This window comes from Kordia sp., from assembly GCF_050633145.1.
In the GTDB taxonomy this organism is placed as follows: domain Bacteria; phylum Bacteroidota; class Bacteroidia; order Flavobacteriales; family Flavobacteriaceae; genus Kordia.
This window is the reverse complement of record NZ_JBOEFY010000014.1, coordinates 21,600-37,990: the sequence shown is the minus strand read 5'-3', so window position 1 is coordinate 37,990 and position 16,391 is coordinate 21,600. Positions and strand designations below refer to the sequence as shown.

General features: G+C 34.7%; 15 protein-coding genes and 1 pseudogene. 13 read left to right on the top strand and 3 right to left on the bottom strand.

The features are described 5' to 3' along the window. Nucleotides 1–56 precede the first annotated feature (56 nt). The 9 genes and pseudogenes from hemB (at nt 57) to ACRBBL_RS07140 (ending at nt 7,122) form a co-directional block, all read left to right on the top strand. On the top strand, nt 57–1,031 hold the full coding sequence (hemB, locus tag ACRBBL_RS07180; RefSeq protein WP_431368346.1) for a porphobilinogen synthase: 975 nt from the start codon (nt 57–59) through the stop codon (nt 1,029–1,031). 184 nt (nt 1,032–1,215) lie between these two features. Beyond that, nucleotides 1,216–1,452: pseudogene (locus ACRBBL_RS07175) on the top strand (c-type cytochrome); the annotation flags it as partial. A 6-nt stretch (nt 1,453–1,458) separates the two neighbouring features. Further along, on the top strand, nt 1,459–1,965 hold the full coding sequence (locus ACRBBL_RS07170; protein ID WP_431368345.1) for a DinB family protein: 507 nt from the start codon (nt 1,459–1,461) through the stop codon (nt 1,963–1,965). Nucleotides 1,966–2,101: 136 nt separating this feature from the next. Beyond that, nucleotides 2,102–3,181: a CNNM domain-containing protein gene (locus ACRBBL_RS07165; protein ID WP_431368344.1), complete on the top strand. Its 1,080-nt coding sequence runs from the start codon at nt 2,102–2,104 to the stop codon at nt 3,179–3,181. Between the two features lie 212 nt (nt 3,182–3,393). After that, nucleotides 3,394–3,879 (top strand): methylated-DNA--[protein]-cysteine S-methyltransferase, encoded by a 486-nt coding sequence (locus ACRBBL_RS07160; RefSeq protein ID WP_431368343.1) that lies wholly within the window; start codon nt 3,394–3,396, stop codon nt 3,877–3,879. A gap of 127 nt (nt 3,880–4,006) precedes the next feature. Beyond that, nucleotides 4,007–4,843: a cyclase family protein gene (locus tag ACRBBL_RS07155; protein WP_431368342.1), complete on the top strand. Its 837-nt coding sequence runs from the start codon at nt 4,007–4,009 to the stop codon at nt 4,841–4,843. Between the two features lie 27 nt (nt 4,844–4,870). Continuing rightward, nucleotides 4,871–5,398, top strand: coding sequence for a PaaI family thioesterase (locus ACRBBL_RS07150; RefSeq protein ID WP_431368341.1), 528 nt, complete (start codon nt 4,871–4,873; stop codon nt 5,396–5,398). Nucleotides 5,399–5,437: 39 nt separating this feature from the next. After that, nucleotides 5,438–6,151: a 3'-5' exonuclease gene (locus ACRBBL_RS07145; protein WP_431368340.1), complete on the top strand. Its 714-nt coding sequence runs from the start codon at nt 5,438–5,440 to the stop codon at nt 6,149–6,151. A 206-nt stretch (nt 6,152–6,357) separates the two neighbouring features. Continuing rightward, nucleotides 6,358–7,122, top strand: coding sequence for a hypothetical protein (locus ACRBBL_RS07140; protein ID WP_431368339.1), 765 nt, complete (start codon nt 6,358–6,360; stop codon nt 7,120–7,122). Between the two features lie 474 nt (nt 7,123–7,596). Here the strand turns inward: ACRBBL_RS07140 and ACRBBL_RS07135 are convergent, their stop codons facing one another. The 3 genes from ACRBBL_RS07135 to ACRBBL_RS07125 all read right to left on the bottom strand — a co-directional run bounded on the left by ACRBBL_RS07135 (nt 7,597) and on the right by ACRBBL_RS07125 (nt 13,255). Continuing rightward, nucleotides 7,597–7,950 carry a hypothetical protein gene (locus ACRBBL_RS07135; protein WP_431368338.1) on the bottom strand — a complete coding sequence of 118 codons (354 nt, stop codon included), beginning with the start codon at nt 7,948–7,950 and terminating at the stop codon, nt 7,597–7,599. A gap of 280 nt (nt 7,951–8,230) precedes the next feature. Continuing rightward, nucleotides 8,231–9,289: a hypothetical protein gene (locus ACRBBL_RS07130; RefSeq protein ID WP_431368337.1), complete on the bottom strand. Its 1,059-nt coding sequence runs from the start codon at nt 9,287–9,289 to the stop codon at nt 8,231–8,233. 123 nt (nt 9,290–9,412) lie between these two features. Continuing rightward, on the bottom strand, nt 9,413–13,255 hold the full coding sequence (locus tag ACRBBL_RS07125; protein ID WP_431368336.1) for a S8 family serine peptidase: 3,843 nt from the start codon (nt 13,253–13,255) through the stop codon (nt 9,413–9,415). A gap of 342 nt (nt 13,256–13,597) precedes the next feature. On the opposite strand from ACRBBL_RS07125, the gene ACRBBL_RS07120 reads away from it, so the two are divergent. The 4 genes from ACRBBL_RS07120 (at nt 13,598) to ACRBBL_RS07105 (ending at nt 16,387) form a co-directional block, all read left to right on the top strand. Further along, complete coding sequence (locus ACRBBL_RS07120) at nt 13,598–15,268, top strand: ABC transporter ATP-binding protein (RefSeq protein ID WP_431368335.1); 1,671 nt, start codon at nt 13,598–13,600, stop codon at nt 15,266–15,268. A 94-nt stretch (nt 15,269–15,362) separates the two neighbouring features. Then, nucleotides 15,363–15,590 carry a hypothetical protein gene (locus ACRBBL_RS07115; protein ID WP_431368334.1) on the top strand — a complete coding sequence of 76 codons (228 nt, stop codon included), beginning with the start codon at nt 15,363–15,365 and terminating at the stop codon, nt 15,588–15,590. Nucleotides 15,591–15,790: 200 nt separating this feature from the next. Continuing rightward, complete coding sequence (locus tag ACRBBL_RS07110) at nt 15,791–16,024, top strand: hypothetical protein (protein WP_431368333.1); 234 nt, start codon at nt 15,791–15,793, stop codon at nt 16,022–16,024. A 114-nt stretch (nt 16,025–16,138) separates the two neighbouring features. Then, entirely contained in the window at nt 16,139–16,387 is a 249-nt protein-coding gene (locus tag ACRBBL_RS07105; RefSeq protein WP_431368332.1) for a hypothetical protein, read from the top strand. Nucleotides 16,388–16,391 lie beyond the last annotated feature (4 nt).

The following is a 16,391-nucleotide window of genomic DNA, read 5'->3' as shown; positions in this document are numbered from 1 at the left end:
TCTCTAAAATAGAAAAGATATTTTAGATGTTATCATTTATCTTTAAATAAGCATATATGTTTCCACTTCGACGCAATAGACGTTTACGCACCAATGCTGCCATTCGCGGTTTGGTACGAGAAAATATAATTACTCCCAACGATTTTTTAGTGCCACTTTTTGTGGTAGAAGGCAAAGGTGTTAAGGAAGAGATTCCTTCGATGCCAAATTATTACCGCCATAGTTTAGATACGTTGGTTGGCGAATTGAAACTGCTTTGGAGTTTAGGCTTGAAATCCGTTTTACTGTTTGTAAAAGTTCCTGATAATTTGAAAGATAATAAAGGAACTGAAGCGTTAAATCCGGATGGTTTGATGCAACGTGCCATAAAAGTGATAAAAGACACTTGTCCGCACATGATTGTGATGACTGATGTTGCACTAGATCCGTATTCGTCATTTGGGCATGATGGAATTGTGGAAGAAGGAAAAATTGTAAACGATGATACCATTGAAGTATTGGCAGAAATGAGCATTTCGCATGCAGAAGCTGGAGCCGATTTTGTAGCGCCAAGCGATATGATGGACGGACGAATTTTAAGCATTCGTGAAGCGTTGGAAGATGAAAATTTTACCGATGTCGGAATTATGAGTTATAGTGCAAAATACGCGTCTGCTTTTTACGGACCTTTCCGTGATGCACTCGATTCTGCTCCTGGGTTTGGCGATAAGAAAACCTATCAAATGGATCCTGCAAATCGTTATGAAGCCATGCGTGAAACTGAAATGGATATTGACGAAGGCGCTGATATTGTGATGGTAAAACCTGGAATGGCGTATTTAGATATTGTTCGCGAAGTAAAAAATGAATTTGATGTGCCTGTTGCGGTGTATCAAGTAAGTGGCGAATATGCAATGATTAAAGCTGCGGCTGAAAAAGGTTGGTTAGATCACGATCAAGTAATGATGGAATCAATGATGGCATTTAAACGCGCTGGCGCAGATATGATTGCGAGTTATTTTGCCAAAGACGTCATTAAATTATTATCTTAATCTATAGATGAAAGCTGCGATTTCCATATTTGTATTTTTAATTTCTGCGGGAATCGCTGTGTTGTATCTTGTGAATGTGAAAGAACTAGAGAAAACGAATGCTTCGCAACAAACTTTTGGTGTTTGTGGTGGACCTGTTTATTCTGATTCATATTTTCATGAAGAAATCACTGAAGAAATAAAAAAAGGGAAAGCTTTATTTAACGCTAATTGTGCTGCTTGTCATAAACTTGATCAACGTTCTACAGGTCCAGGGTTGCGTGGTGTTTCTATTCGTTATGAAGAAGAAAAGGAAATGTCAATTGATTCTTTCTTTTACATGAGAAGATTCCATAGAGAGAAAAACACTAGGAACTCTTGTTTTATTTCACCAGAAATTACCGGTGAAGACATTAAAAATATCCTAATTTATACTAACTAGAAATTTATGAAAAAATATATTTTACTACTTACTTTGTTTGCGTCCATCATCGCGAAAGCACAAGACACGCCAATTTCCGCTTTTTTAGAAAAATGGGAAAACTCTAAAGACTATCTCGTAGAAATGGCAGAATTAATGCCAGAAGATAAGTATACTTATAAACCTACGGAGCGTCAAAAGACTTTTCAAGAGCAATTGCTACATATCAAACAAAATATGGATTGGTTGAGTTCTACGTATTTTTCAAAGGAAAAGAAAGAGGCTAAAAAAGCAACCTACACAACAAAAACAGAAGTTATTGCAGCCATTACAGAAGCTTTTGATAATACAGCTGCTATCATCAAAAAAGCATCTCCAGAAGAATTAAAAGAAATTGTAGAATTTTTTGCAGGCCCAAAAACCAAATTACAGATTTTGAATTTATTACAAGATCACGTTACGCATCACAGAGGTCAACTCATTGTGTATTTAAACTTAAATGATATAAAACCACCGAGATTTCGTGGTTGGTAGTAACTTCTAGACGCAAAACGAGTCAGATATCGAAGAAAACTATCGAAAAAACAGAAACTTAGCAGATTCAGAGACATATCTCAAAACATTGAGTAAAATATTAGCTAAATTCGCTACATACAATTCTTGAAATACCATGACACTATTAATAATTTACGGAGTAATTTCTATCTTTTTTTCATTCTTATGTTCAATTCTAGAAGCTGTTTTATTGAGCGTTACACCAACGTTTATAAACATTCAGAAAAAAGATGGAAAAGCCTATGCTGACAATTTGAAAGCCTTAAAACAAGATGTTGACAAACCTTTGATCGCCATTCTTACGTTAAATACCATTGCGCATACCGTTGGTGCAATTATGGTAGGTACAGAAGCTAAAAAACTTTATGGTGACGAAGATAGTTACGGCGTGTTTATTATCTCTGTAATTATGACTATTTTGATCTTAGTCGCTTCAGAAATTATTCCAAAAACAATTGGTGCTCAATATTGGAAACAATTGGCAAGTTTTACTACAAGAACGCTAGATATTATGGTTCTTATCTTAAAGTACACAGGGATTTTATGGGTTTTACAGTTGTTTACCAAAATTATTGGAAGCAAAGGTCATGGCGAAAGTGTATTGAGTCGTGAAGATTTTAGCGCAATGACTGAGATTGCTACTGATAAAGGCGTTTTTCAAGAGTCGGAAAGCAAAGTGATTCGTAATTTACTTGGTTTTAAAGATATTTTGGTAAAAGATGTTATGACACCTCGATCGGTCTTAAAGATTGATGTTGGTACAAAAACTATTCAACAGTTTTTTGATGAAAATCCTGATTTGAAATTTTCACGAATTCCGATTCATGGAGAAAATACAGATGATATTACAGGATATATTTTAAAAGATAAGCTGATGGAAGCCATTATTCATGGAAAAGGTGCCGAACCTTTATCTTCTATCAAAAGAGAATTGTTGGTTACCGATCGTAATTTGCCAATTCCGGAGTTATTTGAAAAACTTATTGAGCATCGTGAGCATATTGCCTTAGTGGTAGATGAATACGGTTCTGTAAGCGGATTAGTGAGTCAGGAAGATGTTATTGAAACACTGCTTGGCTTAGAAATTATGGATGAAAGTGATAATGTTGCCGATTTGCAACAACTTGCTCGTAAGAGCTGGGAAAAAAGAGCAAAGAAGTTAGGATTGATAGAAAAAAATAACCCAGAAGAATAAATCTACTGGGCATTTTTGTCATTGGTAAATTTTACACAAATCACCAACTACTAACAACTTTCTTTTTTGTGTGTTATTACTTTATAAATCTACGATTTTTTTTTTACATTATTGTAAATATATTAATTATTCACGCATAGCAAATCTATGAAAAAAATGCGCTTTAACTTTATTTTCATGCGTTTTATCGATGAATCATGCGTTTTAGTACGATGAACACACATACCGCACATATTCAAACTCCTTTAGGGATTGCCAGAGTCGTTTCTGACGATGTAGGTATTCTTGAAATTTCTGTTTTAGATGAAAAGTTTGATTTCGTAAATTCAGAAAACGTTCCTGCAGTTCTTACAGATTGTATTATTCAATTAGAAGAATATTTTGAAGGAAAACGTACAGAGTTCAATCTCACTTTAGCGCCAAAAGGAACTGATTTTCAACAAAGAGTATGGAGCGAACTGAATAAAATTCCACACGGAAAAACCCATTCGTATTTAGAGCTTTCAAAAAAGTTAGGCGATGTAAAAGCAATTCGCGCTGTAGCTTCTGCAAATGGTAAAAATCCGTTATGGATTGTAACGCCTTGTCATAGAGTTATAGGAAGTGATGGTTCGCTCACAGGATATGCTGGCGGATTGTGGCGCAAAAAATGGTTGTTAGCACACGAAAGTCCTGTAAAGCAGCAATCGTTATTTTAATCGATAATTACATCTTTCAGAAAAAGCTATCGCTTAAATATGTCTAAAAATAGCAGAATAAGTGCTATCTTTTGTGGTATGCTGATTACGATTTATAAAAGCTCTTGAATTTTAAAAACTTACCATTATGAAACCATCAATTACATTCGTATTACTGCTTCTTTTTTTAGTATGTTCTTGCAATAAGGAACATAAAAATTCACTGAATGCTACGGAATCTACGCAACAAGAAACGCTAAAAACGGAAATCATTGATCTTTCGCATTCCTATTCTGACGAAACTGTTTATTGGGTTACGGCAAAAGAGTTTGATTTAGATACTGTTTTTAAAGGACAAACTGATAAAGGATATTTCTATTCTGCCAATAACTTTAGCACAGCAGAACACGGTGGAACACATATTGATGCGCCTATTCATTTTGCAGAAAAAGGGCAATCTGTTGATGAAATACCTCTTGAAAAACTTATTGGATCAGCCATAAAAATTGATGTTTCTGTAAATGCACTTCAAAATGCGGATTACTTAATTACGGTTGATGATTTGAAAGCTTGGGAACAAAAAGAAAACACAAAAATACCAGATGGAAGTATTGTTTTGTTACAAACTGGTTTTTCCAAATACTATCCGAACAAGGTAAAATATATGGGAACTGACGAACGAGGAGAAATCGCCGTCGAAAAACTTCATTTCCCTGGATTGTCTGGAGAAGCTGCCAAATGGTTGGTAGAAAAACGAAATATCAATGCTATAGGGATTGATACACCAAGTATTGATTACGGACAATCTCAATACTTTAAAAGTCACGTAATTTTATTAACGAAAAACATTCCTGCTTTTGAAAACCTTACCAATTTAGATAAATTACCGAGTCGTGGATTTGAAATTATTGCATTGCCCATGAAAATTAAAGGAGGAAGTGGCGCACCTTTAAGAATTGTAGCGATGGTTAAAAAAACTCAGTAAGTATCAAATTATTAAAATTCGTAAATTATGTACAAAACAGCGACCAACTTCTTAAAGAAATTCATGTCTACTGCGGCAATTTTTAAATATGGTTTTAATTTGTCGCCTATGTATCGTCGCACTACAGCTCGCGTTATTGAGATTAGTGATGACATGAAGTATGCAAAAATAAAAGTTCCGCTAAGCTATAAAAACAAGAATTATGTCGGTGCTATTTTTGGCGGAAGTATGTTTGCAGCTACCGATCCGATTTACATGATTCAACTCATGCAAATTTTGGGAGAAGATTTTGTGGTTTGGGACAAAGCAGCAACCATAAATTATAAACGTCCTGCGAAAGAGCATTTATTTTGTGATTTTATCTTTACAGCAGATGAAATTGAAACAATTAAAAAGCAAGTTGCGGAAACCCATGAAATGACAATCGAAAAAACAACACATCTTAAAAGTGCTTCCGATCAAGTTTTTGCAGAAGTCATTAAAACCCTTTATATTGCTGAAAAGTCTTTTTATAAAGAAAAGCTTAAAAAACGAAAACTGGCAAAATCTTCTTAGTACACAATTTTTCCTCACGAACGTACTAAATAAAGACGTATGTTACAGAAAATAAATTTAGAAAATGTATTGTTTCTAGACATAGAAACGGTTCCTGAATATCCTAATTTTAATGATTTGGATGCTGAAGAGAAAACTCTTTGGGAACAGAAAACAACGTATCAACGCAAAGACGAATTTACCGCAGAAGAATTCTATGATCGCGCAGGAATTTGGGCAGAGTTTGGTAAAATTATCTGTATTTCGGTTGGTTATTTTGCTAATAAAGGTGATATCAGGCAGTTTCGCACGACTTCATTTCACGGAGAAGAAGAGCAATTGCTATTAGAATTTAAAGGATTGTTAGAATCGCATTTTAATAGACCTCATCATTTGCTTTGTGCACACAATGGTAAAGAGTTTGACTTTCCTTATATAGCGCGCCGTATGATTATTAATAATGTTACGTTGCCTTTTAAACTGAATTTATTTGGTAAGAAACCTTGGGAAATTGCGCATTTAGATACGATGGAATTGTGGAAGTTTGGCGATTATAAACATTATACTTCTTTACGCTTGATGACGAAAATATTGGGAATTCCTTCACCGAAAGATGATATTGACGGCAGTCAAGTTCGCAATGTTTTTTATGAAGAAGGCGATATTGATCGGATTATCGTGTATTGTGAAAAAGATGTCATCGCTGTCGCGCAGATTTTACTCAGATTGCGAAATGAACCGTTGTTAACTGATGATGAGATGTTGCATGTTTAGTGTTAGATCGCTATCGCTCTTAGACTTGCTTTGCTCTTAGATTTTTAGACTCGCTTTGCTTTTAGATCGGCTTCGCCTCTTAGATCGCTTCGCTCTTGGTATTTTGATAAATAGACTTTTGTATGAAACTTCTTTTTCAAATTAACCAATTGACAAATTGACAAATTAATTTTTATCTATATTAGTCTTTCTAAAATCCATTTCTCATGAAACTAAAAACTTCTATCATCTGTTTGATACTTGTAGTTGTTGCTGCTTGTTCTGTACAACAATCATTGTATAAGAACGAAACTACGATCAAAGAATTACGTCAAAATGCAAGCGCTACAGTTACCAATTGGGAAAGCATTTTAGCGTCTGTCAATTTGTATGATGAGGAATATAAAACTGGGATTCCTGAAAGTGGAATTCGCGGAAGATATGCTTTGTATAAAAAGTATTTTAGTATCTCCATTATAGAAAAAGTTGTTGGAGAATCTATTTATTTGAAAGGACCGCATTCTGATAGATTGGACTATGATAGTCAAACTTCATTCGGACATTACAATCCATTATTTGTCAAAAAGCTTGGTGATAATCTTATGTTTTTATTCAAAAACGAAACGTTTGTCAAAAATATGCAAGCTCATTATGATCAAAAGTTAAAGCAATATTTGCGTGTATATTATCTTTCTTATAAAGTAGCTGCGAACAATCAAGAAATTATGGATGGCTATAAAGATGCCATTGTAAATGCTAAAAAATATGAATATATGGATGGGCGCATCAAAGGACCATCCTTTTATTTACAAGAATCGTTCAGAGATTTTGCAGAATCACTTGAAAAAGATGGTTATGATGTTTATGAAGGATTTACCTGTCCAGGTTTTTGGATTCGAAGATCTATTGATGGTACTGCAGATGAGTTTTATGAAGTATTGAAACTTACATTACAAACGTTTGATTCAGCGTTTATCAATGCTCAGGAATAAACTTGAGTTGCTATTGTTGTTGTGCTTAGACATGCTTTGCTCTTAGATTTTTAGACGCGCTTTGCTTTTGGATCGCTGTCGCTTTTAGATTGGCTTCGCCTCTTAGATCGCTTCGCTCTTGGTATTTTGATCATTACTTTTAAACGTCTTTGCGAACGAAATGAAGCAATCTGTTTCTAAAAAACTAGATTCTTATTTGATTTTTTTACCATGAATGCACCAATGTTTTTAGTTTGTTTGTTGGTACGAGTTAGAAACTCGCACTGCGACGTTTATTTGAAGGTAATCCTTTGATACGTCTTTGCGAACGAAGTGAAGCAATCTGTTTCTAAAAACTAGATTCTTGTTTGATTTTTTTATCATGAATTCATCAATGTTTTCAGCTTGTTTGTGAGCACTAGATAATTTCAAATTTTTAAAATATAATATGAATAAAGCCTTTTAAAAAGTGCTTTATTCATATTGAACGTACTTTTATACTGCCAATTCTGGCTTGTGTAAACTAACTACAGTAAGCACTGCAGCTCCATTAATCCAGTAGTAATAAGCGTCTATTCCTTCGAAAGAAAAAACAAAAGGCGCTGCAATGAAAACTATTGCAACTGCAAAATCTACAACTAAATGCATTTTATATGAAATGACGCGAAATACGCCTAAGTGATGATTTGTCAATAATGTTAAGATAAATGCTGCAATACCTGTTGCTATCGAAAGATAGAATGCGATTTCATTAGAACTTCCTAAGTTCAATAAAAATGGTAATACTATTAGAGCAATTGCCACTGGGTAATCTAAGAACGCGTGAATTCTTTTTGTTATAAATTTCATACTATTTATTTTATGCGATTATTAGATTACAAAGATCTGAGAGGATGCAGCTTTTTATGCTACAAAAAAAGGACTAAGAATTGTACTTTTTTAAGTTGAACTCTGCAAAAATGATTTCTGAATAGTATTTAAAAAACTTCAACTAATACTAGAATTCAGTCAAAAATCAGTAAATAAAGGCTCGTAAACCTTCTTCTGATTCTTTTATTTTCAATACATCTGTGAAGCTTCTACTTGGTGTAGAATTTGTTTTAGATTTCCTATAAATTTCAATGACCTATCATACTATTAATGATACATAAAGTACAATCATTATAATAGTATATGCGAGTGGAAACGCATACCTAAAATGCTTTAGTAATGGAATTTTATGTTCCTGGTTTTCTTCTCCATTAATTCTATGATTTAGAATGACGGCTAATATCCCTAAGAAGATAAAAATATAGCCCACAATAATTACGTATTCGATAAAGGTATTGTAAGGAAGTTTTGGTAAGATAGATGCAGAATAGAAGTTAAACGCTACCACAGTCAACATTAAAGTAAATCCAACACCAATTTGCGATCCAAATTCCTTTATCCAAAAAATAGAGAACGATGCCAAAATAATAATTAGCAATGGAAATAGTACCTGCCACTCATAATATCCTGATAATCTTTTTGCTTTTACTTCAAAAATTACTCTGGAGTATAAATTCTTTTTAGAATTTATATTGTCATCCATATATTTATATTTTTTTGTAACAATTCGAGCATCACTATGTACAAATTTCCAATCTTCTCCAAGGTAGTCTTTGTGGTCACGTTCTAAAAACAACTTAGGGTTTTTAAAAACAATTTTACTACTCTCATAAGAAAACGGCTCAATCATTACTTTATACGTTTGCGAGTCGAAAGGGAACTTCTTAAAATTCATGTCCGAACTACATGTGGCAAAGAAACGTTCTTCAAATTCGATGGTACCATCTGAATAGATTTCAATGCGAATGTTAGGTCTTTCTCTACTGCCTTGTACATTTACAAGTTCAAATGCAGGAACCCATAGTTCACTGTTTATGAGTTCTCGTGCTTTATCGTTTTCAAAAATTATTGAATTAGCAGTAGTATCTTTAAGAAAAGAAATTGCGTCTTCGTTTTTCCATGAAGACATAAAATAACCATCAATTTGATACGTTTCATTCACCGAATTGATATTGTAAATTTTATTTATACGCAGATTAACTGAAACTTCTAATGGTTCTTTTTTTGTTGAAGTATCAAGATTTTGCTCCTGATTTGCAAATAAATGTACCGATAGTAATAAAGTAAAGATGTATAGAATATTATTTGGTAATTTCATTATATGATAGTTGTGTGTTTTAAATACTAAGTTCAGTAAATATAAACATAAAAAAAGCCCAAACACATTACATGTTTGGGCTTTTAAGCACTCTAAAGTTTATTTACTAGTTATTCTGGGTTATTATTGTTTGATAAATTTCTTAGTTAATGTTTGTGATCCAGCATTAATTTGAATCATATACACACCAGCTTGTAATTTTGAAACATTTACATTTCCAGAAACGATGTTTCCTTTTGCTACTTGTTGTCCAACCATATTCATGATTGTATAACTTGCATTGTCTTGCGTAGTTATTACGTTTAATGTTCCTCCTTTTACAGGGTTTGGATAAATTCGAACTTCAAAAGAAGAACTACTTAATGGATCTTCACTCGTCGTTGTTACATAATTGTTTGTAGACGTTGTTGAAGTAGCTGTTAAACAGAAATTTGTAGTATCTGACGTAGTAAATGATCCTCCAGAAGCTAATGTTGCTCCAGTATCATTATTGGTAAGTGTAAACGAACCATTTCCATAAGAACAGCAGATTCCGTCACCATAACTATCAGTAATTGTGAAATCATAACATCCATCATCTAAACATCCAACATCAATATTTAATGTTGATCCGTCTGCTTGAGAAGCATACGTTCCGCCTGAAGCTACTACAGCTCCACCACTATTTGTAATTTGCCAGCTTGTTTCTTCTGGATAATTATCAAAAGTAATTGATAATGAAACATTAGAACAAGAAGGTCCGCTTCCGTCACTTGCAGTAACGTTTAAATCATCTATAGCAATATCACTAGACCATCCGTTTCCTGTAGTTCCAACAATTCTTAATCGTACTGTTGCTTGTCCAGCATACGCATTTAAGTCAACTGATACATCATTCCATTGGTTTCCTTTATTTCCTAAATCTGTCCATAAGTTTGTCCATGTACTTCCATCTGTTGATCCTTGTACTGTTAATGAACCTACATTATTACCATACATATGGTTTTGGAAACTAAATGTAGCCGTAGACATTCCAGAAAGATCAAAACAGTTACTTTCTAAAATTGCAGTAGCATTTCCTCCAATTTGACCTGGACTATTGTTTGTAGAAGCTTCTAAGAATAAGTAGCTTGATCCCTGAGTTGCTGAACTTGGTCCAGTTCCAGAAGATGGTGTACTTCCACTAGTTCGTACCCAGTTTCCGTCATCACCTGTAACTTGTGTCCAACCATCATTTGATTCAAATCCTTCACTATAAGGGAAAGAGCTTACTGTTGCAGAACAGTTTCCTGTACTAGCTGCTTCAACATTTACAGTTCTTGAAACTTGTGTTGCTGCATTTCCTGCTGCATCACTTACATTATAATTTAATGTATATGTTCCTTCCACAGCTGTGTTTACAGAACCTGTTACTACAATACTTGACGTTAAGTTACCATCAACATTATCTGTTGCTGTTGCTCCTGGATCTGTAAAAGAATCTCCAACTGTTAACGTAATTGTAGCTGCTCCAGTTAATGTAATTACTGGTGCTTCTGTATCTGCTGATGCATCTACTGCCGTTACTGATAAATCGTCTACAGCAATATCACTAGACCATCCACTTCCTGTAACTCCAACAATTCTTAATTTTACACTTTGTCCTAAATACGAACTAAGGTTTACAGAAATAGTATTCCATTGGTTTCCTTTATTTCCTGAATCTGTCCATAAGTTTGTCCATGTAGTTCCATCTATAGATCCTTGTACTGTTAATGATCCTACATTAGTACCGTACATATGATTTTTAAAGCTAAATGTCGCTTCAGATTTTCCTGTTAAATCAAAACAATCACTTTCTAAGATCGCAGTAGCATTTGCACCTATTTGTCCTGTACTTCCATTTGTTGAAGCTTCTAAGAATAAATAGTTTGATCCTTGAGCCGCAGAAGTTGGTCCTGTGTTTGAAGATGGTGTACTTCCACTAGTTCGTACCCAGTTTCCATCGTCTCCTGTAACTTGTGCCCAACCGTCGTTTGTTTCAAATCCTTCACTATAAGGAAAAGCACTAACAGTTGTTGTACAAATTGGTGGCACATCGGCTGTAGTAAAGTTTACTGAAGCGCTGTATGATGAGTTTCCACTAGAACACTTACTTCTTACCTGTACTTCGTACGATGTAGAAGCTGCTAATCCGCTTAATGTTGTAGCGTTTGTAGCTACTGCATTTGTAGTCCAAGAAGAAGTTCCTGTTGCTCTGTAACGTACATCATACGTTGCAGCAGTTACTGCATCCCAATTTACATCTGCTCCAGTTACTGTTACTCCAGAAGTAGAAACTCCTGTTGGAGTTGTTGCATTACAAACTACTGGCGTTCCTGTTAATCCAGTTACAATTAGTGAGAAGTCTTGGCTTCCACCAACTAAAGAACCTTTATTCGTTACTGTAATTGTATATGTTCCAGAAGCTCCAGATACATCTACTCTTTCATACGGATCTACTGTATTATCTCCTAATCCGTTTGTAGTTACTCCTGTCAATCTCCATGGAGAGTATGTTGTTCCTCCTTTGCTTACGCGTATATCTAAATCATTTACTAAAACTGCTGTTGAAGAGTTTACTGCTGTATTTGCAGTTCCTGCACGATCTGTCCAAGAAATAGAAGCTAGTAATGGACTAGTTCCATCAGAATCTACTGTAATTGAATATGTTTGACCTGAAGTCAACGTCAATTCTTCAATTTTTGCTTCGTTTCCGTTATTTGTAATAGCTTCTGCTGCTGCTTTTGTATTCATTAATCCCCATCCAAAAATAGCATCAGGTCCATTTGATCCTGCATCATCTGCAGTATGCAATGCCAATCCTTTTAAGGTTGCCGCTTTCATAAATGAACCATTTGTATTATTGGCATGTTGTTGTAATAATAGTAATGATCCTGCTACGTTAGGCGAAGCCATAGAAGTTCCTGAAATAGAGTTATATGCAGTATCACTATTATCGTATGTAGAATATACTCCTGTTCCGTTTCCAGTAATATCTGGTTTGATACGGAAATCATCTGTTGGTCCTTCACTACTACTACTGTTGATAGACACAGAAACTAAGTTTCCACTTCCATCAATATTAGCATCTTGAGCATTGGCAACCACTAAATTATTCTTTGATGTAGAATGTCCTGTTAACTTATCATACGAACTATTTCCGCCTAAAGGACTTCCATTATATCCGTTTTGATTTCCATCATTTCCAGCTGCAACTACCATTAAATAGTTAGGTGCATTAAACATAACTTCATCCCAATCACGGGATTCTGTGATATATCCTCCAAAATAATGATCAGGAACTAAATCACCTCTAAAACCATACGAATGGTTAGAAATTAACATTCCGCTTGAAGCAGCGCTTGTTGCTTCTGCTATATCACTATTCCAATCATACCCTACGGCACTCGCATGTGGTGCCATTCCTTTTGCGTTGGCTACAACTCCAGAAGCCATAATGGTTCCTGTAACGTGTGCAGAGTGATAATTTAATGAACCAGAATCTCCCGTAGAGAAACGGTTATTTCCTCCTGCTCCATCATATTCTTGGTGTGTTGCCCTTGCAACTCCTCCATCCCATACATGGGCAGTCATGTTTTGTCCCATAAGGTTTAATCCTAAAGAACCTCCATTATTTAAATGATCTGTTCTTGTAGATCGCGCCGCAGCTACATTAAATGTTGTATAGTATACAGGTCTTCCATCTGGAGTTACTTTTTGCAGTTCGATAAGTGTTCCGTCTGCTAATGTTTTTCTAACGTCCCAGCCATTTTGTAGTGCAAGTTGAATTGCTCGTTGCTTTTCTCGTACTTGATTGGTGGTAAACTTGTTTTCTAGTGTTTCAAGCGCTTGTGTATCATATTGACTTACAATTTTCTGCTTTTCAGCAGCTGTTTGTCCATAAGAATTTTGCGCGAAAAACATACCAAAGGCTAGTAAGCCTAAAGAAAGGTACTTGTTTTTCATTGGTTTAATTTTGGTTGTTATTAGGTTTATTTACTTTAACGAAGTAACTCTATAGATTGAATGTAGTATTGGATGCATTGTATATAATATGCATTGTTAACGGTTAATCTTTGGGTTATTTTCATTAAAACGGGTCAAAAGTGTTAATTTTTTATTAAATACTCAATAATTAATAGATCTTTTCGATGAATTACCTAATTTTTTAAGAAATTTCTAGTGTTTTTATTTTATAAATGCAGAAATTATTACAAATCGGTACTTAATTTTTGGATTTCAAAGAGTTATAAAAAGCTTCAAAAATTGAGATTGATTAAATTCATTTCGTTTGCGTACTTTTGAATAATGAGTCAATTATTAGACATACAGAACCTAAGTATCTCTTTTAAAGAGAACGAAGTGATTCACGGAATTTCATATACCGTTTCTTCAAACGAAATTTTAGGTATCGTTGGAGAGTCTGGTAGCGGAAAATCGGTTTCTTCTTTGGCCGTTTTAGGTTTGTTACCTAAAAAAAATGTCACGATTTCAGGTGAAATTTTATATGGAGATCAAAATTTAGTTTCGCTTTCTAATAAAGGGTTTCAACGCTTACGCGGGAATGAAATTTCGATGATTTTTCAGGAACCAATGAGCTCTTTGAATCCATCAATGACCTGCGGAAAGCAAGTGGAAGAAGTATTGATACAACATAAGTTTTGCTCAAAAAAGGAGGTGAAAGCAACTGTTTTGTCTTTGTTTGAAAAGGTAAAATTGCCCAGAATTGATCAAATGTACCGATCATATCCACATCAACTGAGTGGCGGACAGAAGCAACGCGTTATGATTGCTATGGCAATTGCTTGCAAACCAAAGTTACTCATTGCTGATGAACCAACGACTGCTCTTGATGTAACGGTTCAGAAAGAGATTATTTTGCTGTTGAAAGAGTTGCAGCAGGAAACTGAAATGGGCATTATTTTTATTTCACACGATTTGTCTTTGGTGAGTGAAATTGCCGATCAGATTGTGGTAATGTATCAAGGTGATATTGTAGAACGCGGCAAAACTTCCACATTATTTTCAAACCCTACACACGAGTATACAAAAGCATTATTACAGTCAAAACCTTCTTTAGATGTTCGATTGAAAAAGTTGCCAACGATTCAAGATGTCCTTGCGGGAACAGTTTCAGATACGATTGTTTCTACCGAAGCACGAAAACGTCACCACGAGAACATTTACGCGAAAGCGCCAATTTTAGAGGTAAAAAATGTATCGAAATCTTTCTTTAGCAATGCAGGTATTTTTGGCAAATCTGCGGAAGTGAAAGCCGTAGACGACGTTAGTTTTTCATTATACGAAGGTGAAACACTTGGTTTGGTGGGCGAATCTGGTTGCGGAAAATCGACCTTAGGAAATACCATTTTACAACTACATAAAGCCACAGCTGGCGAAATTTTATATAAAGGACAAGACATTACGAAGTTGTCTAGCAGTGAAATTCGGAGTTTACGCAAAGAGATTCAGATTATTTTTCAAGATCCGTTTGCCTCGTTAAATCCGAGGATTCCAGTTGGAACTGCTATTTTGGAACCAATGAAAGTTCATGGATTGTACGCAAATGACACTGAACGAAAAGAGAAAGTACTTGAATTATTGGAACGTGTTGGGCTAGATGCTTCTTATTATGGAAGATATCCGCATGAGTTTTCGGGCGGACAACGACAGCGTATTGGAATTGCACGTACGATTGCTTTGCAGCCAAAGTTGATTGTTTGTGACGAATCGGTTTCTGCGTTGGATATTTCGGTTCAGGCGCAAGTATTGAATCTTCTGAATGAGTTGAAAGACAATTTTGGTTTTACTTATATTTTTATTTCGCACGATTTGGCAGTTGTCAAGTATATTTCCGATCAGTTATTGGTTATGAATGCTGGACAAATAGAAGAATTGGGGGAAGCAGATGCTATTTATGCCAATCCGAAGTCTTCTTACACGCAAAAGTTAATTGACGCGATTCCAAAGGGAATTTAAACCCGTCTTTTTCCTGTTATTAATTCCGTTATTTCACGCTACCTCACATTTTTCTATTGATGAATCTTTGCATCGAACAAAAAATAGAAATATCATGAAAAAACAAACATTAAAAAACTTAGCATTAAACAAAAAAACAGTTTCAAAACTAGATAGAGAAGCAAAAATTATGGGAGGAGCACCAAATTCCTTTCTTTGTTTTACTATAGCTGGATGCGAGACTAAATCAAACATATTTGTTTGTTGTCCACAAGAACCTGAGCCAGTTCCTTTCAGTGTATTTCCACGTTGCAATAGTAATCACGGAGCTTGCCCAATGTAAAAAGTATTTTATCTAAGCATTAAGAGGAAACCATTTTTCTCCTAATGCTTTTTCTTCTTTTATATAAGGTATTTAACTCCTTTAATTTTGAAAAAAACTATTATAATTCAAGACAATTTCCTAAGTAAGTTTAGTGTTTTCACCCTTTAGTTCATCTTTCTATTTTTTCAATTTTGTAGCGAACAAAAAATAGAAATATCATGAAGAAACAAGCTTTAAAAAATTTAGCATTACGCAAAAAAACAATTTCTAATTTAGACCGCCTTAATGAAGTAAAAGGTGGCGCCGTAGATTCAACAAGTTGCCCATTGGATATTCTTGTATCTATTGTATTTGATTGTCCAGGACCAAAACCAAAGCCACAAGAACCACTACCAGCTTCAGATCCTGAAATTTGTTCAGGTCCTTATGGAGGTTGTCCTATTAACGTTTAGAAACTTAAACGACATTTTTAAAAAGTCAATACTGCATTATAGAAACAGGCTACTATTTACTAAGTCACTTATTTTTAGCTTAGGTTCTTTATTAAGTATTAAAAACTACTAAACATGAAAAAAAAGAATTTAAAAAACTTACGATTAAAGAAAAGTGTGGTTTCTAATTTTCACACTATTTATGGTGGCGCACAAGATGCTCAAAACGCTCCTGCCGCTTCCGATGGTCCAACTACATGTCAAGTATGTAAACCAGAACCATTGACAGCAGCAGATGGCTGTGATCTTTTTACAATTGGTTGGGACGATGCTTGGTATTGCTTAAGTTGGCAAAGTCCAGATGCATGGTGCGGTGGTCGTTAGTATC